Origin of the sequence: Pseudomonas sp. NyZ480 (assembly GCF_029537255.1) — a bacterium.
GTDB classification, from domain to species: Bacteria; Pseudomonadota; Gammaproteobacteria; order Pseudomonadales; family Pseudomonadaceae; genus Aquipseudomonas; species Aquipseudomonas taiwanensis.
This window is the reverse complement of record NZ_CP120626.1, coordinates 49,017-68,788: the sequence shown is the minus strand read 5'-3', so window position 1 is coordinate 68,788 and position 19,772 is coordinate 49,017. Positions and strand designations below refer to the sequence as shown.

Annotated in this window: 21 protein-coding genes; 6 read left to right on the top strand and 15 right to left on the bottom strand. The window is 61.3% G+C overall.

Annotated elements, in window-relative coordinates; genetic code table 11:
• Positions 1-23 precede the first annotated feature (23 nt).
• Genes P3R38_RS00320 through coxB form a run of 4 tightly spaced genes read right to left on the bottom strand, consistent with a single transcriptional unit; the run spans position 24 to position 4,265 of the window.
• The gene (locus tag P3R38_RS00320; protein ID WP_023378001.1) at positions 24-911 is read right to left on the bottom strand and encodes a cytochrome c oxidase subunit 3; all 888 of its coding nucleotides are present in this window, start codon (positions 909-911) and stop codon (positions 24-26) included.
• 16 nt (positions 912-927) lie between these two features.
• The gene (locus P3R38_RS00315) at positions 928-1,494 is read right to left on the bottom strand and encodes a cytochrome c oxidase assembly protein (protein WP_023378000.1); all 567 of its coding nucleotides are present in this window, start codon (positions 1,492-1,494) and stop codon (positions 928-930) included.
• A 10-nt stretch (positions 1,495-1,504) separates the two neighbouring features.
• The gene (ctaD, locus tag P3R38_RS00310; protein WP_023377999.1) at positions 1,505-3,094 is read right to left on the bottom strand and encodes a cytochrome c oxidase subunit I; all 1,590 of its coding nucleotides are present in this window, start codon (positions 3,092-3,094) and stop codon (positions 1,505-1,507) included.
• 43 nt (positions 3,095-3,137) lie between these two features.
• Positions 3,138-4,265, bottom strand: coding sequence for a cytochrome c oxidase subunit II (gene coxB / locus P3R38_RS00305; protein WP_023377998.1), 1,128 nt, complete (start codon positions 4,263-4,265; stop codon positions 3,138-3,140).
• A 370-nt stretch (positions 4,266-4,635) separates the two neighbouring features.
• Between coxB and P3R38_RS00300 the strand changes: the two genes are divergently transcribed.
• A complete protein-coding gene (locus P3R38_RS00300) occupies positions 4,636-5,277 on the top strand; it encodes a hypothetical protein (RefSeq protein ID WP_023377997.1) in 642 nt (213 codons plus the stop codon).
• A gap of 104 nt (positions 5,278-5,381) precedes the next feature.
• Here the strand turns inward: P3R38_RS00300 and P3R38_RS00295 are convergent, their stop codons facing one another.
• From P3R38_RS00295 to prlC, 6 genes are all read right to left on the bottom strand, one after another.
• Entirely contained in the window at positions 5,382-6,917 is a 1,536-nt protein-coding gene (locus tag P3R38_RS00295; protein WP_023377996.1) for a SulP family inorganic anion transporter, read from the bottom strand.
• 187 nt (positions 6,918-7,104) lie between these two features.
• Positions 7,105-7,824 (bottom strand): carbonic anhydrase, encoded by a 720-nt coding sequence (locus tag P3R38_RS00290; protein ID WP_023377995.1) that lies wholly within the window; start codon positions 7,822-7,824, stop codon positions 7,105-7,107.
• Between the two features lie 292 nt (positions 7,825-8,116).
• Entirely contained in the window at positions 8,117-9,175 is a 1,059-nt protein-coding gene (locus tag P3R38_RS00285) for a PA0069 family radical SAM protein (RefSeq protein WP_023377994.1), read from the bottom strand.
• A gap of 76 nt (positions 9,176-9,251) precedes the next feature.
• A complete protein-coding gene (locus P3R38_RS00280) occupies positions 9,252-11,261 on the bottom strand; it encodes a M3 family metallopeptidase (RefSeq protein WP_277686708.1) in 2,010 nt (669 codons plus the stop codon).
• A 132-nt stretch (positions 11,262-11,393) separates the two neighbouring features.
• On the bottom strand, positions 11,394-11,675 hold the full coding sequence (locus tag P3R38_RS00275; protein ID WP_023377992.1) for a YheV family putative zinc ribbon protein: 282 nt from the start codon (positions 11,673-11,675) through the stop codon (positions 11,394-11,396).
• Entirely contained in the window at positions 11,672-13,759 is a 2,088-nt protein-coding gene (gene prlC / locus P3R38_RS00270; RefSeq protein WP_027906636.1) for an oligopeptidase A, read from the bottom strand. Before prlC ends, P3R38_RS00275 begins: the two co-directional genes overlap by 4 nt.
• Before the next feature lie 66 nt (positions 13,760-13,825).
• Here prlC and P3R38_RS00265 point away from each other — a divergent pair, with 66 nt between their 5' ends.
• Positions 13,826-14,374 carry a gamma carbonic anhydrase family protein gene (locus tag P3R38_RS00265; RefSeq protein ID WP_023377990.1) on the top strand — a complete coding sequence of 183 codons (549 nt, stop codon included), beginning with the start codon at positions 13,826-13,828 and terminating at the stop codon, positions 14,372-14,374.
• A gap of 58 nt (positions 14,375-14,432) precedes the next feature.
• A complete protein-coding gene (locus P3R38_RS00260; RefSeq protein WP_023377989.1) occupies positions 14,433-15,083 on the top strand; it encodes an HAD family hydrolase in 651 nt (216 codons plus the stop codon).
• 33 nt (positions 15,084-15,116) lie between these two features.
• On the opposite strand, the gene P3R38_RS00255 is transcribed toward P3R38_RS00260, so the two are convergent.
• On the bottom strand, positions 15,117-16,208 hold the full coding sequence (locus P3R38_RS00255) for an aminopeptidase (protein ID WP_027906637.1): 1,092 nt from the start codon (positions 16,206-16,208) through the stop codon (positions 15,117-15,119).
• A 66-nt stretch (positions 16,209-16,274) separates the two neighbouring features.
• Here P3R38_RS00255 and P3R38_RS00250 point away from each other — a divergent pair, with 66 nt between their 5' ends.
• Both P3R38_RS00250 and P3R38_RS00245 read left to right on the top strand, forming a co-directional pair.
• On the top strand, positions 16,275-16,688 hold the full coding sequence (locus tag P3R38_RS00250; protein WP_277686707.1) for a hypothetical protein: 414 nt from the start codon (positions 16,275-16,277) through the stop codon (positions 16,686-16,688).
• Positions 16,689-16,743: 55 nt separating this feature from the next.
• Positions 16,744-17,157: a hypothetical protein gene (locus P3R38_RS00245; RefSeq protein WP_023377986.1), complete on the top strand. Its 414-nt coding sequence runs from the start codon at positions 16,744-16,746 to the stop codon at positions 17,155-17,157.
• 30 nt (positions 17,158-17,187) lie between these two features.
• On the opposite strand, the gene P3R38_RS00240 is transcribed toward P3R38_RS00245, so the two are convergent.
• Both P3R38_RS00240 and P3R38_RS00235 read right to left on the bottom strand, forming a co-directional pair.
• Entirely contained in the window at positions 17,188-17,421 is a 234-nt protein-coding gene (locus P3R38_RS00240; RefSeq protein WP_023377985.1) for a DUF1161 domain-containing protein, read from the bottom strand.
• 73 nt (positions 17,422-17,494) lie between these two features.
• The gene (locus tag P3R38_RS00235) at positions 17,495-17,920 is read right to left on the bottom strand and encodes an OsmC family protein (RefSeq protein WP_023377984.1); all 426 of its coding nucleotides are present in this window, start codon (positions 17,918-17,920) and stop codon (positions 17,495-17,497) included.
• Between the two features lie 154 nt (positions 17,921-18,074).
• Between P3R38_RS00235 and P3R38_RS00230 the strand changes: the two genes are divergently transcribed.
• Positions 18,075-19,079, top strand: coding sequence for an LLM class flavin-dependent oxidoreductase (locus tag P3R38_RS00230; RefSeq protein WP_023377983.1), 1,005 nt, complete (start codon positions 18,075-18,077; stop codon positions 19,077-19,079).
• Positions 19,080-19,156: 77 nt separating this feature from the next.
• Here P3R38_RS00230 and P3R38_RS00225 read toward each other — a convergent pair whose 3' ends face one another.
• The gene (locus P3R38_RS00225; RefSeq protein ID WP_277686706.1) at positions 19,157-19,378 is read right to left on the bottom strand and encodes a DUF1161 domain-containing protein; all 222 of its coding nucleotides are present in this window, start codon (positions 19,376-19,378) and stop codon (positions 19,157-19,159) included.
• A 106-nt stretch (positions 19,379-19,484) separates the two neighbouring features.
• On the bottom strand, positions 19,485-19,700 hold the full coding sequence (locus tag P3R38_RS00220; protein WP_023377979.1) for a dodecin: 216 nt from the start codon (positions 19,698-19,700) through the stop codon (positions 19,485-19,487).
• Positions 19,701-19,772 lie beyond the last annotated feature (72 nt).

Below are 19,772 nucleotides of genomic sequence, written 5' to 3'. Positions count from 1 at the left end.
AGCCGGCTTGCCCGCAACCGCCCCTACAGCACGTAGACAAAGATGAACAGCCCGACCCACACCACATCGACGAAGTGCCAGTACCAACTGGCCGCCTCGAAACCGAAGTGTTTGTCCGGGTTGAAATGCCCGCGCAGGATACGCACGAGCATGACGATCAGAATGATCGTGCCAAGGGTAACGTGGGCACCGTGAAAGCCCGTGAGCATGAAGAAAGTCGCGCCGTAGATGCCAGAACCCAAGGTCAGCCCAAGCTTGGTGTAGGCCTCGTGATATTCGTACGCTTGCAGCGCGATGAAGCTGATGCCCAGGATGATGGTCAGCGCCATCCACAACTTCAGTGCCCCACGATGATCACGCCGCAAGGCGTGGTGGGCGATGGTGATGGTTACACTGGAACTGACCAGCAAGATGGTATTGATCAGCGGCAGGTGCCACGGGTCGATCACCTCCTTGGGCGGCGGAAAGAGTTTCGGGTCCGGGGTGTTGAGCAACGGCCAGGCGAACTCGAAGCTTGGCCACAGCATGTGGGCGATCCCCTTGTGTCCTTCGCCCCCCAGCCATGGGCCAGCCAGCACGCGCACGTAGAACAGCGCACCGAAGAAGGCCAGGAAGAACATCACTTCAGAGAAGATGAACCAACTCATGCCCCAGCGGAACGAGCGGTCCATCTGCGCGCTGTAGAGACCGGCATGGCTTTCCTTGACCACCGCGCCGAACCAGCCAAACAGCATGTAGGCCAGAAACAACGCACCGATGAAAAAGATCAGTGGCCCATGGGAATCGGGATGCCCGGCCTTGAGGTCATTGAACCAGGTGCCCAGGCCGAACATGGTGATGAACATGCCGATCGTCGCGATGATCGGCCACTTGCTCTGCGCCGGGACGTAATAGTGCTCGTGACTTGCCATTGCTGTTCTCCTTCCCTTAACGGGCGCCCTGGACGTCCTGGGTCGCGAGATGCGCGACCGGCGGGTGGCGAGCGGTGATGTCGAACAAGGTGTAGGCCAGTGTCAGGTGCTTCACGCTGGCCGGCAGGTCGCGATCGACGATGAAACGCACCGGCATCTCGATGCGTTCGCCGGGTTGCAGCACCTGCTGGGTGAAGCAGAAACATTCGGTCTTGTGGAAATACGCCGCCGCCTCGGCCGGGGTGATGCTGGGAACGGCCTGAGCGCTCATGGGCCGCTCCGTCGGGTTCCGCGCGATGAAAATCATCTGGTTCACCGCCCCTGGGTTGACGTCGATCTGGTCGGCCGTGGAATAGAAGTCCCAGACCATGTCACCGGCATTGGTCGACATGAACTGCACCCGCACGCTGCGCGACGGGTCGCTGAGCTGGGTGCCTTCGTACTGCCCGCCGGTCTTGCCATTGATGCCAAAGGCTTTGCACATCACGTCGTAGAGGGGCACCAGGGCAAAGCCGAACGCGAACATCACAACGGTCAGCATCAGCAGGCGCAGCACCAGGCGTTTGAGTGACAGGCCGTTCATGGGCACTTTCCTATTTCACTTCCGGTGGCGTCTGGAAGGTGTGGTAGGGCGCTGGCGAGGGGATCGACCATTCCAGGCCCTCGGCGCCATCCCAAGGCTTGGCCGGCGCAGGTGCGCCACCGCGGATGCACTTGATGACGATGAACAGGAAGAAGATCTGCGTCGCACCGAACATGAAGGCACCGATCGATGACACCATGTTGAAGTCGGCAAATTGCAGGTTGTAGTCGGGAATCCGCCGTGGCATGCCGGCCAAGCCAACGAAATGCATGGGGAAGAAAGCCAGGTTCATGCCGATGAACGACAACCAGAAGTGCAGCTTGCCCAGGGTTTCGTCGTACATGTGGCCAGTCCACTTGGGCAACCAGTAGTAGGCAGAGGCAAAGATGCCGAAGATCGCCCCGGGTACCAGGACGTAGTGGAAATGCGCCACCACGAAGTACGTGTCGTGGTACTGGAAGTCAGCCGGTGCGATGGCCAGCATCAATCCTGAGAACCCGCCGATGGTGAACAGGATGACGAATGCAATGGCGAACAGCATCGGCGTTTCGAAGGTCAACGAGCCCTCCCACATGGTGCTGACCCAGTTAAACACCTTGACCCCGGTGGGTACGGCGATGAGCATGGTGGCGTACATGAAGAACAGCTCGCCAACCACCGGGATGCCAACCACGAACATGTGGTGCGCCCAGACGATGAACGACAGGAAGGCAATCGCACCGGTGGCGTACACCATCGACGTGTAGCCGAACAGCGGCTTGCGCGAAAATGCCGGAATGATCGAGCTCACAGCGCCGAACGCCGGCAGGATCATGATGTACACCTCGGGGTGGCCGAAGAACCAGAACACATGCTGGAACAGTACCGGGTCACCGCCACCGGCGGCGCTGAAGAAGCTGGTGCCGAAGTGAATGTCCATCAGCATCATGGTCACCACGCCAGCCAGTACCGGCATCACCGCAATCAGCAGGAAAGCGGTGATCAGCCAGGTCCAGACGAATAGCGGCATCTTCATCAGGGTCATGCCGGGGGCACGCAGGTTGAGGATGGTGGCGATCACGTTGATCGCCCCCATGATCGAGCTGATACCCATCATGTGGATGGCGAAGATGAAGAACGTCACGCTGGCCGGCGCATAGGTGGTCGACAGCGGGGCGTAGAAGGTCCAGCCGAAGTTAGGCCCGCCGCCCGGGGTGAACAGGGTCGAGACCAGCAGCAGGAACGCCGCCGGCAGCAGCCAGAAGCTGAAGTTGTTCATCCGCGGCAGGGCCATGTCCGGTGCCCCGACCATCAGCGGGATCATCCAGTTGGCGAGTCCGACGAAGGCGGGCATCACGGCACCGAACACCATGATCAGACCATGCATGGTGGTCATCTGGTTGAAGAAGGCCGGCTCCACGATCTGCAGTCCCGGCTGGAACAGCTCGGCGCGTATCACCATGGCGAACGAGCCGCCGAGCAGGAACATCATGAAGCTGAACCACAGGTACATCGTGCCGATGTCCTTGTGGTTGGTGGTCAGCACCCAGCGCATCAAGCCCTTGGCTGGGCCATGGGCATGTTCGTGGCCGTGGGCGTGGTCGTCGATCACTGCACTCATGTCCTGTCTCCTGCAACCCATTGATTGCCGCGAGTATCCCGGTTCATTGCGCTTCGGCCTGCTTGAGCGCCAGCACGTCTTTGGGCGTGACCATGTCGCCCTTGTTGTTGCCCCAGGCATTGCGCTCGTAGGTAACGACGGCGGCGATGTCGACTTCCGACAGTTGTTTGCCGAAGGCAGCCATGGCCGTGCCAGGCTTGCCGTGGAAGACGATGTTCAAGTGACCTTCCTTCGGTCCCGTTGCGATCTTCGAGCCTTTGAGTGCCGGGAACATGGGCGGCAAGCCTTGGCCTTCGGCCTGGTGACAGGCCACGCAGGTTGTGTGATAGACCTTGTCGCCACGCTCGACCAGCTCTTCAAGGGTCCACTCCTTGCTGGTCAACTCCTTGAGCTTGGCCGCTTCTGCCTTGCGCTCACCCAGCCAGGTGTCGTAATCGGCCTTGGACTTGACCTCCACCACCACTGGCATGAAGCCGTGGTCCTTGCCGCACAACTCGGTGCACTGGCCACGGTAGATACCGGGCTTCTCGATGCGGGTCCAAGCCTCGTTGACGAAGCCTGGAATGGCATCGCGCTTGACGGCGAAGGCGGGTACCCACCAGGAATGAATGACATCGGCAGCGGTCACCAGGAAGCGCACCTTTGCACCCACCGGCAGCACCAGTGGCTGATCGACCTCGAGCAGGTAATGCTCGTCCTTGGGCGCCTTGTTATGGATCTGGTCCGCTGGCGTGGCCAGGTTGCTGAAAAACTCCACGTCCTGGCCCAGGTACTTGTAATGCCACTTCCACTGGTAACCGGTCACCTGGATATCGACGTCCGACTCACTGGCGTCGTAGATGTCGATCAGCGTTTTGGTGGCCGGAATGGCCATGGCCACCAGAATCAGGAAGGGGACGACCGTCCAGAGGATTTCCACCCAGGTGTGTTCGTGGAAATGTGCGGGCTGCTGCCCCGTGGAACGCCGATGGATGACCATCGACCAGAACATGGCACCGAACACCACGATGCCAATGATCACGCAGATCCAGAAGATGGTCATGTGCAGGTCGAACACGGCGTTGGAGACTTCCGTCGCCCCTGGCGCCATGTTCACAGTCCAGGCGGCGTGTGCCTGACCGAAAACCGACCACAACAGAAGGCCCATCCAGACATGTGGATGTCGCATCATTGCGGGTTCCCCTTCTAGTTCTTGTTGTCCCGGAGGCATTCACCTGCGGCAAGCGGGAACGGCGGTCAAGACTGCCTGACTTCGACGACCGAGCCCCTGCGAAAGCAGACGGGCCTCATCAACGAATCACGTTCAACGGGAGTATAGACAGCGACCAATGGTGCGCAATGAAGGGCGTGAAATGAACCGCACGAAATTGGATAATGCCCCCACAAACCGCGGGCTAGAGCCTTGCTAGCACAATAATGGCATATTGATATAGCTCGCGCCGCACACGTTTGCGGGTTTTATAACAAACTTGTCTTAGGCATTCCGTATACCGAGCTACCTTAGTGTCTTCCGTTTGTAATGCCTTGTCCCTGGAGTTGTCATGAACATCGCTGCCGTGCGCGAGCAGATTAGCCAAGCCCACCAACATGAGAGCCGTACCGGCCAACTGAAACAGCGTCTCGAGGCGCAACTACCCCATCTGCACCCCTCGATCCAACTGCCTGAGCAGGACGCCCAGGGTACTTTGGCGCGCTTCGTCAGCGCTTACATCGACCAGGTTCCAGAATTGCTGGAGGCGGCAAACGCAGTCGCCCGCGAGGCGGGTATCGAGTCGCAGATCAAACCGGTGCTGAAGATCGCCGAAGCCTACTTCCTGCAGCCACCCAGCGTGATGCAGGGTCATGTGGGCCTGGATTGCCTGCTGGACGAGGCTTACCTGGCACACCGGCTGGTGGAAGAGGTCAACGACCTTTACATCCGCCACTTCCAGCAGCCATTGATTCCGGTCGACACGACCGTGGCCAACCTCATCGCTCACCAACTGATCGGTGAAAGTTTCGCCAACCAGCTGGATGAGGTGGTGCACCACTCGGTCGATGAAATGCTGGACGACGAAAGCTTCGCCGCGGAGTCGGTCGAACAATACCGCGAAAACCTGTGCAGCCCGGAAACCGGCGCAGCCTGGAAACGCTGGCCGTGCCTGTCGCGCCAGCTTGGCGTGGAGCTGGGCCAGCCGGCTTGACCGCCAAGGCTGCGCAACAGAGGCCTTCGATTCCACCGGACCTGTGGGAGCGGGTTTGTCCCGCGCCCACCAATGACCACGTCACCCTGTACGCCAGTTTGGGGTTACGCTCCGACGCCCACGGTCGTACGCAACCGGCCCTCGATGCGCCGTTTCAAGCGGCGCTGCTCGATCTTCAACCGCGAACCATTGGCCGAATTGCTGCGGCTCCAGTCCTCCAGCAGCTCAAGGCATGAGTGGTCTATGTAGCTCAGGTTGCCCAGCGGCACATGCAATGTGGTACCCGCCGGAACGGTATCGAGCACCTGGGTCAGCGCCGGCACCTTGAGAAAGGTCGCGGCACCACTGAGCCGAAGCTCCATGTGCCCAGGCTTTTCCAGGGTTACCAGGCTGATCTTCAGGCGCGCCGCCTTGAAAGCCAGCTTGAGCAGGGTCAGGGCAAAGCCCAGCAGCACACCGGTCAGAAGGTCGGTGAAAATGATGGCCAGCGCGGTGGCCGCGTAGGTGAACATCGGCATCCGCCCGTAGCGCCCCAAACCACGGAAGGCCTTGAAGTCCACCAGTTTGATACCCGTGAACACCAGAACGCCTGCCAGGCTTGCCACCGGGATTTGCTGCAGCACGCTGCTCAGGGCGACGACGAACGCCAGCAGCCAAAGGCCGTGGAAGATGGCCGAGGCGCGGGTCTTTGCTCCCGCCTGGACATTGGCTGAGCTGCGTACGATCACCCCGGTCATCGGTAAGGCGCCAAGCACGCCGCACAGCATGTTGCCGATACCTTGGGCGGACAATTCACGGTCGAAGTCCGAACGCTGGCCACTGTGCATGCGGTCCACCGCAGCGGCTGACAGCAAGGTTTCGGCACTGGCGATGAAAGCCAAGGCGAAGGCCGCTACCAGAAGCGTAGGGTCGGCCAGCTTCAGCAGGTCATCCGGACGAATCCAGTCGATGGCCTCGGTCAGGTCGGCCGGCACCTGCACCCGATTCACCGAAAGCCCCAGCCATATGCTGACTGCCGTCATTGACGCCACGCCCAGCAGGGCGCCGGGGATGAAGCGCAGTCGCTGAGGCCGCAGGCGCTCCCAGCCCCACATGATGGCGATGGTGCCCAGCCCCAGCGCACCGGCCTGCCAGGCCGCGCCGGCGCTTTCCGACGGCAGGGCTGCGGCAACTGTCGCAGGAAACGCCAGCAGATTCTGCATGCCGGTTGGCTGCGGGGCGGTGTCAAACATCACGTGCAACTGCGACAGCACGATCAGCACCCCGATGCCGGCCAGCATGCCATACACCACCGCTGGGGCCGTGACCCGGAACCAACAGCCCAACTTCAGGCGCCCGGCCAGCAGCTGCAACAAGCCTGCTACCAGCAGAATCGGCCCCAACATGGCGATGCCATGCTGGCGTACCAGCTCGAACACCAGCACCGCCAGACCAGCCGCCGGTCCACTGACCTGCAGCGGCGAACCTGCCAGGAAGCCAACCACGATACCGCCGATGATGCCTGTGATCAGGCCCTTGGCCGGAGGCATGCCCGAGGCGATCGCAATGCCCATGCACAACGGCAGGGCCACCAGAAACACTACGACTGATGCCAGTAGTTCGCGCGGCAATGCCGCTGTTATCTGTGTCTTGTTCACCATTTCTTTCCTTCCTCTGTCACAGGCCATTCCTCTGGCCATAGGCATGTTGGCCCTGACAAGCGCGCAGGCGCTGGCCGCCAGCAGCGTTGCCGGCAAGACAGTCAGGGAGATTCAAGGCAGCAGAAGGCCGCACCGCACCCAGAACGGGTGCAGTCGGCTATCAAGGTAATGCGGGTGTCAGGGTCGCTTAGTAGCGGCCTCTCGGGGTCGCGCAGGGGATCGGCTCACCCGCGGTGAGCGGCAGGAAGCTGTCGCTTGCCGCGTCGTAGGCTTCGATCTGACTGGTCTCGATGTCGTAGATCCAACCATGGATATACAGCTGGCCCGCCGCCAGGCGCGACGCGACCGAAGGATGTGTGCGCAGGTGGTGCAATTGGGCGATGACGTTTTCCTTGGTCACCACTTTCATGGTCTCGTGCTCGCTGCCGCACGAGCAGTTGTCCTCGACCACGGTACGGGCGACTTCGGCGTGGCGCAGCCAAGCCTTGACCGTTGGCATCTTCTCCAACGAGCTGGGGTTGAGCACGGCACGCATCGCGCCGCAGTCGGAGTGGCCGCAAACGATGATGTGATGCACGCCTAGGGCGAGCACCGCATATTCGATGGCGGTGGAAACGCCGCCGTTCATCTGACCATACGGGGGGACCACGTTGCCGACGTTGCGGGTCACGAACAGATCGCCTGGCGAGCTCTGGGTGATCAGCTCAGGGACGATGCGCGAGTCGGCGCAGGTGATGAACATGGCGCGCGGCTTCTGCGCGGTGGCGAGCTTCTTGAACAACTCTTGCTGCTCGGGGAAGACGTCATGGTGAAAGCGCAGGAAGCCGTCGACGATGTGCTTCAGGGCGGCATCGGCGCTCTCGGCGGGGGCCTCCGGAACGACCTTGGATGGGTCCTTGACGGGCATGATTCATCCTCTTGACGGTTTGTAGGTAAATCCATTTTACCGGTGAAAGATTCTGGCTATGCGGGGATTTAGATGACGCACGCAGGCCATTCATCACAGTCGCTGCCGACTGATTGCATACGCTAGCGGGGAAAACTTAATTGAAACTGAATTCGGAGGCTCTAGAACAAGCGTTCCAGACCAAGGAGGCGGGAGCTGAATAATATCAAAAAAGCATCAGCCGCCAACCCCTATGAGTGAAATTATTGGCTGCCATTAGCCTCATTGGATGCAACAGCATTGCCTCGATGGTTCAGAACAGCGCCATCTGTCCACCCGGAGGGCAAAAGGACGAGCAGTCCAGCGACTGAGCCTCCCGGCGTTCGAAAGCCAGACGACGCATGGCCCTGGCGAAACGCTGGGCCAGCAGATCGGCGAATACCCCCTCGCCACGCATGCGTGCCCCGAACCGACTGTCGTAGAGCTCGCCGCCTCGGCTCTGGCGGATCAAGCTGAGCACATGCGCGGCACGTTGTGGATAGTGGTCGTGCAGCCATTGCTCGAACAGCGGCGCCACTTCCAGTGGCAGGCGCAGCATCATGTAGGCGGCGCTCTGCGCGCCGGCTTCCTTGGCGGCTTCCAGCAGGTGCTCCAGCTCGCTGTCATTGATCATCGGGATGATGGGGGAGCACAGCACGCCCACCGGCACCCCTGCTTCGCGCAATACCCGAATCGCCCTCAACCGCGCCTTGGGTGCCGCCGCGCGGGGTTCCAGCACGCGCTTGAGCTCATCATCCAACGTGGTGAGGCTGATCATCACCCGCACCAGGCGCTGGCTGGCCATCTCCGCCAACAAGTCGAGATCACGCAGCACCAGCGCACCTTTGGTGACGATGGTGACCGGATGGCGAAAGCGCAACAGCACCTCAAGCAGACGCCGGGTCAATTGCTGTTCACGTTCGATGGGCTGGTAGGGGTCGGTATTGGAGCCCAGGTTGATCGGTGCGCAGACATAACCCGGTTTGCTCAGCTGTTGTGCCAGCACCTCGGCTGCGTTGGTCTTGGCGATCAGTTTGGTTTCGAAATCCAGGCCCGGAGACAAGTCCCAGTAAGCATGCGAGGGGCGGGCATAGCAGTAGATGCAACCATGTTCGCAGCCACGGTAGGGGTTGATGGAACGATCGAAGGGCAGGTCGGGGGAGGTGTTGCGGCTGATGACTGACTTGGCCGTTTCGACGCTCACCTCGGTACCCTGGGTGAGAGGAACCTCTTGATACCAGCCATCGTCTTCGGCCACCGATTGACTCGGTGCGAAGCGGTTGTGCGGATTGTGAACCGTGCCACGGCCCTTTTGCGGCGCTGGAGGAATCATCGCTCACCTCGATACTGTATTTACATACAGTGCCTCAGCCCAGATGATTCTTCCAGCCCCTTTGGTCAGGGCAGTATCAATTCACACCATGCCAGCGCAAGTAGGGCAGGTGGCTTGGTGCACGCCCAAGGAAGGCCTCGATTCCTTCGCGAAGTGGCCGTGAGGCTCCTGGGGCGAACAATGCCTCCTGCAACGCGCGCCCGGTGCCACGGTCGAGCAGGCCTTGAGCCTCGAAACGCGTGAACAGGTCGAAGGCATGCACGTCCGACCATAAATAGGCGTAGTAGCCCGCATCGTAGCCGCTCACCAGGTGCTGGAAGGCATGGGCAGGACGCTCGAAGTCGGCAAGCGGCCAATATCCGCAGCGTGCGCGGGCGTCGGTCAGGCGCTGTTCAAGGGTCCGACCATCCTTCGGTGTGGCATGCAGGTCCAGGTCGAACAGCGCAAGGCTCAGGTGGCCTGCCGCTTCCTCCAGGCCATCCTGCCTAAGGCGGCCCAGGCATTCCTCCACCCGCGTGCGATCGAGCTTAGTGCCGTTCCATTGATGCGACGAGATTCCGGCCAGGTAATCCGCGTTCCACACCCAACGCTCGAACAGCTTGCCAAACAGCTCGACGCCGTCCGTACCGAGCGCGGACACATTGGACAATACATGGTTTGTGGTACGCACCAGCAGGTGGTGCAAGGCATGGCCAAACTCATGGTAGAGCTTGCGCAGGGACAGGTGATCGAGTAGCGGCTGGCCGCCATCGACGGCGGCTGGAATGTCGCTGAACACTACGACGGCAGCTTCTTGATACACCCCTTCGGCATTGACCCGACGGCTGCGTATGTAAGTGGTGCTCACCCAATCCAGCTGCTTGCCAGGATGCTGCACGGCGTCCAGATACAAGAAGCCGATCAAGGCGTTGTCCTGCCAGGCCTCGAATGTCTGCACGCTGTCATCCCAGGCGGCGAACGGCTTTGGTACAAGCACGAGGCCAAATAGCTTCTCAGCCAACTGGGTCAATGCCGACACTACCACGGGCAACGGGAAGAACTCGCGCAGTGACTCGGTGGAAAGCACTTTGGTCGACGCTTTGTGTCGCGCCTGCAAGAAGCTCATGTCCCACGGCTCAGGGTCGCTCACACCCTGCACGGCGGCTTGGCTCTCGATCCGTGAGCGACGCTCGATCATGGCTGGCCGCAGATTGTCGGCCAGGTCGTGAAGGAACCTGTTCACCTGCGCGAGTCCCCCCGCGCTCTTGGCTTGCAAGCTCAGTTCAGGGTGGTTGGCAAAACCGAGCAAAAGCGCTTTCTCATCCAGCAGTTCCGCCAGACGCTGCAAGTACGTGCCATTGTCCTGCTGCCCATCTTCGCTGACACCTCGAAGGTGGTACGCACGATAGACGCTTTCACGTAGCGGACGATGCTCAGCGTACATGAGCACCGTTTCAGTGACCGCAGTCTCGCACGCGATCAACCAACCTCGCTCACCTGCCTCCCTCGCTCGGGATGCCAGTTCGTCGCGCACACGCTGGGGAATGCCACGCAATTGAGCTTCATCGTCGATGCGCAGGCCGGGGCGGTTGAGATTCAACTGATATTGCCCGCGCAAGGTGGTGATCTGCCTCTGCAACTCAGCCAGACGGGCCTTGCCGTCGGTATCGAGGGCCGTGCCGCTGATGGCGAAGTTGTCGAGGTACCAGCGCAAGGTGGCACGCTTGTGCGCGTCCAGATTCACGCCGTTGGCACGCCTCGCCAAGCGCTCGTACAGCGCTTGCAGGCGGCCATTGGTCAGCTTCTGGTCGAAGCGTTCAACAACCTTTCCATAAAACCCGAGGACGGCCTTGCCCCAATCCTCTCCTCTGCCCAGCAGCGGCAACGACGCATTGAAGGCGGCCAGCAACTGGGCGTCCAGTTCATCGATCGCCAGCACGAAGTCGTCCCAGGTCGGATGCGTCTGTTGAGCGTCGATGATCCGCGCAATACCGTGTTCATGGGCTTGCAGCACGAAATCGAAAGCCGCGAGCATGTTGTCCAGGGTCACCGCATGGTAGTCCAGCGGTACCTTGCTGTGTTGCAGGAATGGATTACCGGTATCCATGGTGCGTTGCCTTGCTCATGTTGAAGAGCAGGCGAGCATGCGCACTGGAGGGGCAACAGGTGGCGTCACTATGTACCACCCAGGGCAGAGGAGAATGCCACCCAGGCACAAGGCCCAGGTGGCATCAGGGCTTCACTCAGCCGGTTTCTTCAGCTTCGGATTGGGGAAGAACTGCACCGTCTGGACCTTGGCAGGAGCAGCCTTGGGTGCCAGCTGGTTGACCCGGGTGCCGAGTTCCTTGGGCACCGACAGGCCCTGCTCATTGAGCGTGTCGGCAAAGCCGCAGGCCACGCATTCGCGGTGCGGCACATCGTCCTCGTTCCACATCATCAGCTTGTCGGGCTCGCTGCATGCCGGGCATACCGCCCCAGCGATGAAGCGCTTCTTGGTTCTGTTCACGACTACCTCGCTCATGCCGCTGCGTCCTCGCTCAAGCCACTATGACGCAGCAATGCATCAATGGAAGGCTCACGACCACGGAAGTCGACGAACAGTACCATCGGCTCGCGGGAGCCACCACGGGCGAGGATCGCCTCACGGAATGCACGCCCGGTCTCGGCGTTGAGCACACCTTCTTCTTCGAAGCGCGAGAAAGCGTCAGCCGACAGCACTTCCGCCCATTTGTAGCTGTAATAGCCTGCCGCGTAACCGCCCGCGAAGATGTGGGCAAAGCTGTTGGGGAAGCGGTTGTAGGCCGGCGGACGCATCACCGAGACCTCGTCACGCACGCCTTCGAGCACTTCCAGTACGCTGCGGCCGTCGCCGTGGCGAGCGTGCAGCTCGAAATCGAACAGCGAGAACTCCAGCTGGCGCACCATCATCATGCCGGACTGGAAGTTCTTCGCAGCCAGCATCTTGTCCAACAGGTCCTTGGGCAGCGGTTCGCCCGTTTCATAATGGCCAGAGATCAGCGCCAGGCCTTCGGGCTCCCAGCACCAGTTTTCCATGAACTGACTCGGCAGCTCGACCGCATCCCAAGCCACGCCATTGATGCCCGATACACCCGCATGCTCGATCCGAGTCAGCAGGTGGTGCAGGCCATGGCCGAATTCATGGAACAGCGTGGTGACTTCATCGTGAGTCAGCAAAGCGGGCTTGCCAGGTGCGGCCGGGGTGAAGTTGCACACCAGGTTGGCAACCGGGCTCTGCAACTGGCCACTGGCGGTGCGACGACGGTCGCGAGCGCCGTCCATCCAGGCGCCGCCACGCTTGTTGGCGCGGGCGTACAGATCGAAGAAGAAGCGGCCGACGTGCTGACCATTTTCCTTGATCTCGAACAGACGCACATCGGGGTGCCAGGTGTCGAAGCCTTTGAGCTCGGCGATCTCGATGCCGTACAGACGCTGGACGATGTTGAACAGGCCGGACAGCACCTTGTCGATCGGGAAGTAGGCACGCAGGGCTTCCTGCGAAACGCTGTAGCGTTGTTCGCGCAGCTTCTCGCCGAAGTAGCCGGCGTCCCAACTGGCCAGCTCAGCGCAGCCTTGTTCGGCTGCATAGGCCTTGAGCTGTTCCAGATCCTGGGCAGCGAAGGGCTTGGAGCGCTTGGCCAGGTCGCGCAGGAAGCTCAGCACCTGGTCGCTGGACTCGGCCATCTTGGTGGCCAGGCTCAGGTCGGCGAAATTCTTGAAACCGAGCAGCTCGGCCAGTTCCTGGCGCAGGTCGAGGATTTCACGCATCACCGGGCCGTTGTCGAACTGCCCGGCATTCGGGCCCTGGTCCGAGGCGCGGGTGCAATACGCGGCATACAGCTCCTCGCGCAGGGCGCGATCGCTGGCGTAGGTCATTACCGCGTAATAGCTGGGGAACTCCAGGGTGATCAGCCAACCCTCAAGGCCCTTGGCCTGAGCGGCGGCGGCCATCTGCGCCTTGGCCGAATCGGTCAGACCGGCCAGGGCTGCCTCGTCGGTGACGTGCTTGGTCCAGGCCTGGGTGGCATCGAGCAGTTGGTTGGAGAAGCGGCTGCCCAGCTCGCTCAGCTTGCTCTGCACTTCGGCGTAGCGCTGCTGCTTGTCGGCAGGTAGGTCGATACCCGACAGGCGGAAGTCACGCAGGGCGTGCTCCAGGATGGTTTTCTGCGCCACGTCGAAGCCTGCGGCTTCCGGGCTGTCGATCAGCGCCTGGTAGGCTTCGAACAGCGCGCGGTTTTGCCCCAGTTCGGTAGAGTAGGCGCTCAGTGCCGGCAGGCAGGACTCATAGGCCTCGCGCAGCTCCGGGCTGTTGCACACCGCATTGAGGTGGCTTACCGGACTCCAGGCGGCGCCCAGTCGGTCGTTGAGCTCGTCCATCGCCAGCACCAGGCCGGCCCAGGTGGGCTGCTTGCCTTGCTGTTCGAGGATCTGGCCAATGGCTTTACGGTTGTCGGCCAGGATCTCTTCGATCGCCGGCAGCACATGTTCGGCACGGATCGCCGAGAAGGGCGGCAGATCGTAGGACTGCAGAAGCGGGTTGTTCGCACTCACGGTTTGGATACCTTGGCAGGAGAAACACTGGACCATCTTAATTACAATCGACGCCGACCGCAGCAGGCAGCCTGCCTATCGGCACAGATGAGAGACGCTATCATGGCCATCCGAAGCTTCCAGCAACACACTCCGAAAGTTGGACCACGGGCCTTCGTCGACCGTTCGGCGGTGGTGCTGGGCGATGTGGAAATCGGCGAGGACAGCTCGGTCTGGCCACTGACGGTGATCCGCGGCGACATGCACCGCATCCGCATCGGTGCGCGCACCAGCGTGCAGGACGCCAGCGTGTTGCACATCACCCATGCAGGCCCGTTCAACCCCGATGGTTTCCCGCTGATCATCGGCGACGATGTCACCATTGGCCACAAGGTCATGCTGCATGGCTGTACCCTGGGGAGCCGCATCCTGGTCGGCATGGGCAGCACCATCATGGATGGCGCCATCGTCGAGGACGAAGTGATCATCGGCGCCGGCAGCCTGGTGCCGCCGGGCAAGCGTCTGGAAAGCGGTTACCTGTATGTCGGCAGTCCGGTGAAGCAGGCCCGACCGCTGACTGACAAGGAACGCGCCTTTTTCCCCTACAGCGCCAGCAATTACGTGAAGCTCAAGGACCAGCACCTGGCCGAAGGCTACGACCGACCGGAATGACCTCTTCGCGGGTAAGCCCGACAATGGAACGATCAACGACTTGAGTGACCCCCTTCACATGCACCAGCAAAACATACTCTTCGACCTTGACGGCACCCTCACCGACCCCCGCGAGGGCATCACGCGCTCGATCCAGTACGCCTTGGCCAAGCTGGGTATCGACGAGCCGGACCTGACCCGCCTCGAACACTTCATCGGCCCCCCCCTGCTGCAGGCCTTCATGCAGTTCTACAACTTCGACGAGGCCAAGGCATGGGATGCGGTGAACTTCTACCGTGAGCGTTTCAGCGTCACCGGCTTGTACGAAAACCTGGTGTTCGATGGGGTTCCCGAGCTGCTGAGTGCGCTCAATGGGCAGGGCCGCACCTTGTACATCGCCACGTCCAAGCCTTGGAAGTATGCCCGCGAGATCGCCCGGCACTTCGCGTTCGACCACCACTTCAAGGTGATCTACGGCAGTGAGCTCGATGGTACTCGCACCAACAAAGTGGAGCTGATCCGGCACCTGCTCGACGAGCAGGGGCTGAACCCGGCCGAGACCTTGATGATCGGCGACCGCAAACACGACCTGATCGGCGCCCGCAGCAACGGCCTGCAGGCAGTGGCCGTGGGTTACGGCTTTGGTAGCCATGAAGAGCTGATGGCACAGGAGCCGGCGTTCCACTTCGCGACCTTGGCCCAGATGCACGCGGCATTCATCAAGGCCTGATGGCAGTCGGGGCTGCTGCGCGGCCCCAAAACCTCAATGCCCGGTCAACAACTGCTCCAAAGCTGCCTTGCGCGCTGCAAGGGGCAACCGCCCAAGCGCTTCGACCCGTCCATAGAACCGCGCCCAATCCCCGCCCACGTCGTCGAACAGCGCCGCAAAGGCTGGCACCCACTGGTCGTACAGCCCAAATGGCAACAGCTTGGCATTGTTCATTGGCCCGTATACCCAGGCGTCGTAACGCTTGTCGCCACTCCACTGGGTGTCGCGCAGCACTCGATACTCCCGACGCAAGCGTTCGAACTCCGCCTGCTTCGCGATACGCTTGTGGGCATCGTCCAGCGGCCCGGCATAGATCGCCTGGAGTCGCTCGCGGCTGGCAAGAACCAGTCGCGTGAACTGGTCGCGTTGTTTCACCTGACCGTCCCGAATCGTTGCAAACCCGCGCGCCACGTGCCATTGCCGCGATCCTTCCTGCTCGACGAAGGTGGCGAATGACTCGTTGAACTCGGTGTCATCCTTCACATAGACACGTTGGTGGGCCAACTCATGGAAGATCAGCGCAGCCAGCCGCTCATCCCCCCAGCCGACCATCGACGACAGAATGGGGTCATCGAACCAGCCGAGGGTCGAATAGGCCTCCACGCCGCCGACATAGACATCCATGCCGTCCCGGCGCATCACCGCCGCCGCACCGCGTGCCGCGCCCTGTCGGTAATAGCCGCGATAGGCCACACAGCCCGCGATGGGGAAGCAGTGGGTCACCGGCTGCAGCGAAAGCTCCGGCGTGGCGAATACGTTCCAGACGACGAAGGGGCGCCCCAAGTTGGCGTATACCCGGTAACTACCGTTGTCCGGCAGTTTCAGATGCTCGCTGGCAAATGCCCGAGCTTGCTCGGCATGCTCCAGTCGAGCTCGCAAACGTGGCGTGGTAGCAGGGTCGGCAATGACCTGCGCCACCGGCGTGCGGGCATTCAACAACTGCCATTGACCCTCAGCCAACTGACCGTAATACCCAAGGCTGCTGCAACCGTTCAGCAGAAGGGCGGCCAACCAGGGAACCAAACAGGTCAAAACGCGGTCGAGTGGCCCAGAGCCTGAGCGCTTTAAAAGAAGAAATCGAACCATCTTGGGCTATCTACTCGCTCACAGCCGATGCGCTCCAAGACTATCTTGCCAAGGGGGAGTTTCGCCATGCGTCCACTGTTTGCCATCGGCTTGCTGATGCTGTTGTCCGCCTGCTCGACGCTGCCCAACCCAGACCCCAACCAGGCCTGGGTCGATCTCGCCCTAAGTGACGACACCTCACTGCACGCCGTTGAAGTGGACGAGCGCGAATGGGCAGACAAACGTTATTTCGAAGTGGCGCCCGGCAGCCACGAATTGACCGTGCGTTACCAGTTTCCAGTCACACCGAGCAATATCGGCCCGGTCAGCGAGCCCCTGTGGCGCGACTGCCAACTCAATCTCACGTTCAAGGACTTCAGCGCTGGCCAGCGCTACCAGATGCAGGCCGGCAGCATCGGTTTCCGCCCCTGGATCAAACTCTACGACCAGCAGCAAAAACTGGTCGGACAAGGGCTGCCAGCGGGCTGCCAACGTACCTGAACATGCTGAACGGCGCTATGCTTGTAGCTTGTGAACCGCAAGCGGGAGTTTCGCCATGCGCCAGCCTATGATGCTGATCGCTCTCAGCGCACTGGGGGCTTGCGCCAGCCCCTTGCCGCCCGCCGACCCCAAGCAGGCCTGGGTCGACCTCTATACCACCACCCCAGGACGGGTCATCATGGCCGATCGACTCGATGGCAAGCGCCTGGAGGACGGTCGCTTTTTCCAGGTCACGCCGGGCAAGCATGAACTGGTGGTGCGTTTCGACTACGAGATCTACTCCGGCGGGGTCATGTCCCAACCCGTGGATCGCACCTGTTACCTGACCGTACGCTACGACGACTTCAAGGCCGGCGAGCGCTATCGCCTGGAGGCCAGGGCACCGGTGATGAAGCCACAAGTGCTGTTGTACGATGCCAACCGCGAGGTGCTGGTGAATGAACCCAGCAGGGTCTTCTGCGTGCCCTGAGCGTTTGGGGCCGTAAAGCGGCCCCACCTGCTACCGGTCATTCTTCTGGTAGATGATTTTCTTGGTACCGCCATCACAGCTGCCCACGACCATGTTGGGGTCCTTGACCTCGCTGTTAGGCACGATTTCCAGGGTGTAGGACGGCACACCTTGCGCCTGGATCTTCGCTTCGATCTCGGCCTTCAGTTCCTCGCACGGTTTGACCGCGGCCAGTGCGGACGTAGCGACCAAGGACGCCAGCACGGCGATTGTTACGCGGATCATTGAACAGCTCCTCAAAAGGCAGTCTCGCTGCCAACGCTGTTTAGACTACCGCAAACCGCCGCAGTTGCGCCGCCTAGCCCACCAGCAAGGCATCGAGGCTGACAGTGGCATTGAGCAGTTTGGAAACCGGGCAGCCTGCCTTCGCCTTGTTGGCGATTTCCAGGAACTGCGACTCGCTGGCCCCCGGCACCTTGGCCCGCAGAACCAAGTGCACCGCGGTAATGGCAAAGCCATCGGCCTGTTTATCCAGAGAGACCTCGGCGATGGTGTCGATGCGCTCTGCGGTCAGCCCCGCCTCGCCCAGCATCATGGAAAGGGCCATCGAAAAACAGCCTGCGTGGGCTGCGCCGATCAACTCTTCCGGGTTGGTGCCAGGTGAGCCTTCGAAACGGGTATTGAAGCCATAAGGGTTCTGCTTCAGGGCCCCGCTTTCCGTGGAGAGAAAGCCGCTGCCGTCTTTCAAACCACCTTGCCAGATCGCTGATGCTGTCTTCTTCATATTGCCTCCTGAGCGCTGGGTTAGGTACTCATGGGTTCAGAGGCCAACGCCCCCCGGCAAGTTCAGACTAATCGGCCATCACGCATTGAAACGGCCGAATGTGCCCATACAGAGTTCACATGGCCTCTGGCCAATCACCCTTACGGAGGCTCCGATGACGCAGTTGCGTGACCTGAAAATTTCCACCCTCGACCTGGTGCCCGTCCGTGCCGACGCCGGCCCGGCGCAGTCGCTGCGCAACTCGCTGGACCTGGCACAACACGTCGAGCGCTTCGGATACAACCGCTTCTGGGTCGCCGAACACCACAACATGGATGGGATCGCCAGTTCGGCCACGTCAGTGCTGATCGGCTACCTGGCCGGTGGCACATCGACCATTCGGGTCGGCTCCGGCGGCATCATGCTGCCCAACCACGCGCCCCTGGTGATCGCCGAGCAGTTCGGTACCCTGGCCAGCCTCTATCCGGGCCGCATCGACCTGGGCCTTGGCCGTGCGCCAGGCTCCGACCAGATGACTGCAAGGGCCCTGCGCCGCGAACGCTCCGGCAGTGCTGACGACTTCCCCGACGATGTCGAAGAACTGTCGCGCTATCTCGGACCGCGCACACCTGATCAGAAAGTGATCGCCGTCCCCGGCCACGATACCGAGGTGCCACTCTGGTTACTCGGCTCCAGCTTGTTCAGCGCCCAGTTGGCGGGCATGCGTGGGCTGCCCTATGCCTTCGCATCGCACTTCGCGCCGCGCTACATGCATGAGGCCATCCGCATCTACCGCGACCATTTCAAACCGTCCACGGTCCTGGACAAGCCTTATGTAATGCTCGGAGTACCGATGGTCGTGGCAGAAACCGACGAGAAGGCCGAATACCTGGCCACATCCGTGTACCAGCGCATTCTCGCCCTGATTCGCGGACAAAGCCTGATGCAGCGGCCCCCGGTGCCGAGCATGGACGGTCTTTGGCTGCCCCATGAGCGGGACGCAGTGGGCAGCTTCCTGGGCCTGGCGATGATCGGCAGCCCGCAGAAAGTGCGGGCTAAGGTGCAAGTGCTCTTGGAACAGACGGGCGCGGATGAGCTGATCTTCACCTGCGACTTGTACGAGCATGCAGACCGGGTCCGGTCCTATGAATTACTGGCGCAGGCCTTGAAGGCCGAGTAGCGCCCAATTGACCGGCAAACCGGCTCCTGCGGGGGCACCGCCCGTGGGAGCGGGTTTGCCGGCGAACGGGCCAACGCTCATCCACGTCGGTAGACGATTTCTTTTTTGCCGCCTTCGCAGGTGCCGACCACCTTGCCCGCTGGGTCACCCTTGTTGACGATCTCAAGCGTGTAGCCCTTGACACCCTTGGCATCGAGCTTGGCCGCGATTTCCGCCTTGAGTTCCTCGCACGACTTCCCGGCCGCCATCGCACCACCGGCCAGCGCCATCAGGCCTATCGCAAGCATCAGTTTCTTCATCGACCGCATTCCTTGTTTCAGATGAGAAAAGACAAGAAGGGCGCCACCCAGGCACCCTCCAGCGTTGTAACGCCATCACGCCGGGACTTTCCATCCCGATCATGGGTCAACTATTGGCGATGCGGAACCCGACCTTAAGCGTGACCTGGAAGTGCGCCGCCTTGTTGTCCCGGATGTGACCCCGGGTGTCGACCACTTCGAACCATTCCAGGTGCTTGATGCTCTTGCCAGCTTCGGCCAGGGCATTGTTGATCGCCTCTTCGATGCTGTTGGGTGAAGATCCCACCAGCTCGATCTTCTTGTAGGTGTGATGATCGGACATGAGCACTCTCCTTGGATGACGGTGAGATTCAGCCTAGCAGCGCAGGCATGGTTTACCTGCGAGCAGCAGCCA

Excerpts from the sequence above, each read along its gene's own strand:
- coxB (WP_023377998.1), bottom strand. The coding sequence starts at position 4,265 with ATGATGCGACATCCACATGTCTGGATGGGCCTTCTGTTGTGGTCGGTT.
- P3R38_RS00315 (WP_023378000.1), bottom strand. The coding sequence starts at position 1,494 with ATGAACGGCCTGTCACTCAAACGCCTGGTGCTGCGCCTGCTGATGCTG.
- P3R38_RS00230 (WP_023377983.1), top strand. The coding sequence starts at position 18,075 with ATGACGCAGTTGCGTGACCTGAAAATTTCCACCCTCGACCTGGTGCCC.
- ctaD (WP_023377999.1), bottom strand. The coding sequence starts at position 3,094 with ATGAGTGCAGTGATCGACGACCACGCCCACGGCCACGAACATGCCCAT.
- prlC (WP_027906636.1), bottom strand. The coding sequence starts at position 13,759 with ATGGTCCAGTGTTTCTCCTGCCAAGGTATCCAAACCGTGAGTGCGAAC.
- P3R38_RS00240 (WP_023377985.1), bottom strand. The coding sequence starts at position 17,421 with ATGATCCGCGTAACAATCGCCGTGCTGGCGTCCTTGGTCGCTACGTCC.
- P3R38_RS00320 (WP_023378001.1), bottom strand. The coding sequence starts at position 911 with ATGGCAAGTCACGAGCACTATTACGTCCCGGCGCAGAGCAAGTGGCCG.
- P3R38_RS00245 (WP_023377986.1), top strand. The coding sequence starts at position 16,744 with ATGCGCCAGCCTATGATGCTGATCGCTCTCAGCGCACTGGGGGCTTGC.
- P3R38_RS00225 (WP_277686706.1), bottom strand. The coding sequence starts at position 19,378 with ATGAAGAAACTGATGCTTGCGATAGGCCTGATGGCGCTGGCCGGTGGT.
- P3R38_RS00235 (WP_023377984.1), bottom strand. The coding sequence starts at position 17,920 with ATGAAGAAGACAGCATCAGCGATCTGGCAAGGTGGTTTGAAAGACGGC.
- P3R38_RS00265 (WP_023377990.1), top strand. The coding sequence starts at position 13,826 with ATGGCCATCCGAAGCTTCCAGCAACACACTCCGAAAGTTGGACCACGG.
- P3R38_RS00275 (WP_023377992.1), bottom strand. The coding sequence starts at position 11,675 with ATGAGCGAGGTAGTCGTGAACAGAACCAAGAAGCGCTTCATCGCTGGG.
- P3R38_RS00295 (WP_023377996.1), bottom strand. The coding sequence starts at position 6,917 with ATGGTGAACAAGACACAGATAACAGCGGCATTGCCGCGCGAACTACTG.
- P3R38_RS00220 (WP_023377979.1), bottom strand. The coding sequence starts at position 19,700 with ATGTCCGATCATCACACCTACAAGAAGATCGAGCTGGTGGGATCTTCA.
- P3R38_RS00250 (WP_277686707.1), top strand. The coding sequence starts at position 16,275 with ATGCGTCCACTGTTTGCCATCGGCTTGCTGATGCTGTTGTCCGCCTGC.
- P3R38_RS00290 (WP_023377995.1), bottom strand. The coding sequence starts at position 7,824 with ATGCCCGTCAAGGACCCATCCAAGGTCGTTCCGGAGGCCCCCGCCGAG.
- P3R38_RS00260 (WP_023377989.1), top strand. The coding sequence starts at position 14,433 with ATGCACCAGCAAAACATACTCTTCGACCTTGACGGCACCCTCACCGAC.
- P3R38_RS00280 (WP_277686708.1), bottom strand. The coding sequence starts at position 11,261 with ATGGATACCGGTAATCCATTCCTGCAACACAGCAAGGTACCGCTGGAC.
- P3R38_RS00255 (WP_027906637.1), bottom strand. The coding sequence starts at position 16,208 with ATGGTTCGATTTCTTCTTTTAAAGCGCTCAGGCTCTGGGCCACTCGAC.
- P3R38_RS00300 (WP_023377997.1), top strand. The coding sequence starts at position 4,636 with ATGAACATCGCTGCCGTGCGCGAGCAGATTAGCCAAGCCCACCAACAT.
- P3R38_RS00285 (WP_023377994.1), bottom strand. The coding sequence starts at position 9,175 with ATGATTCCTCCAGCGCCGCAAAAGGGCCGTGGCACGGTTCACAATCCG.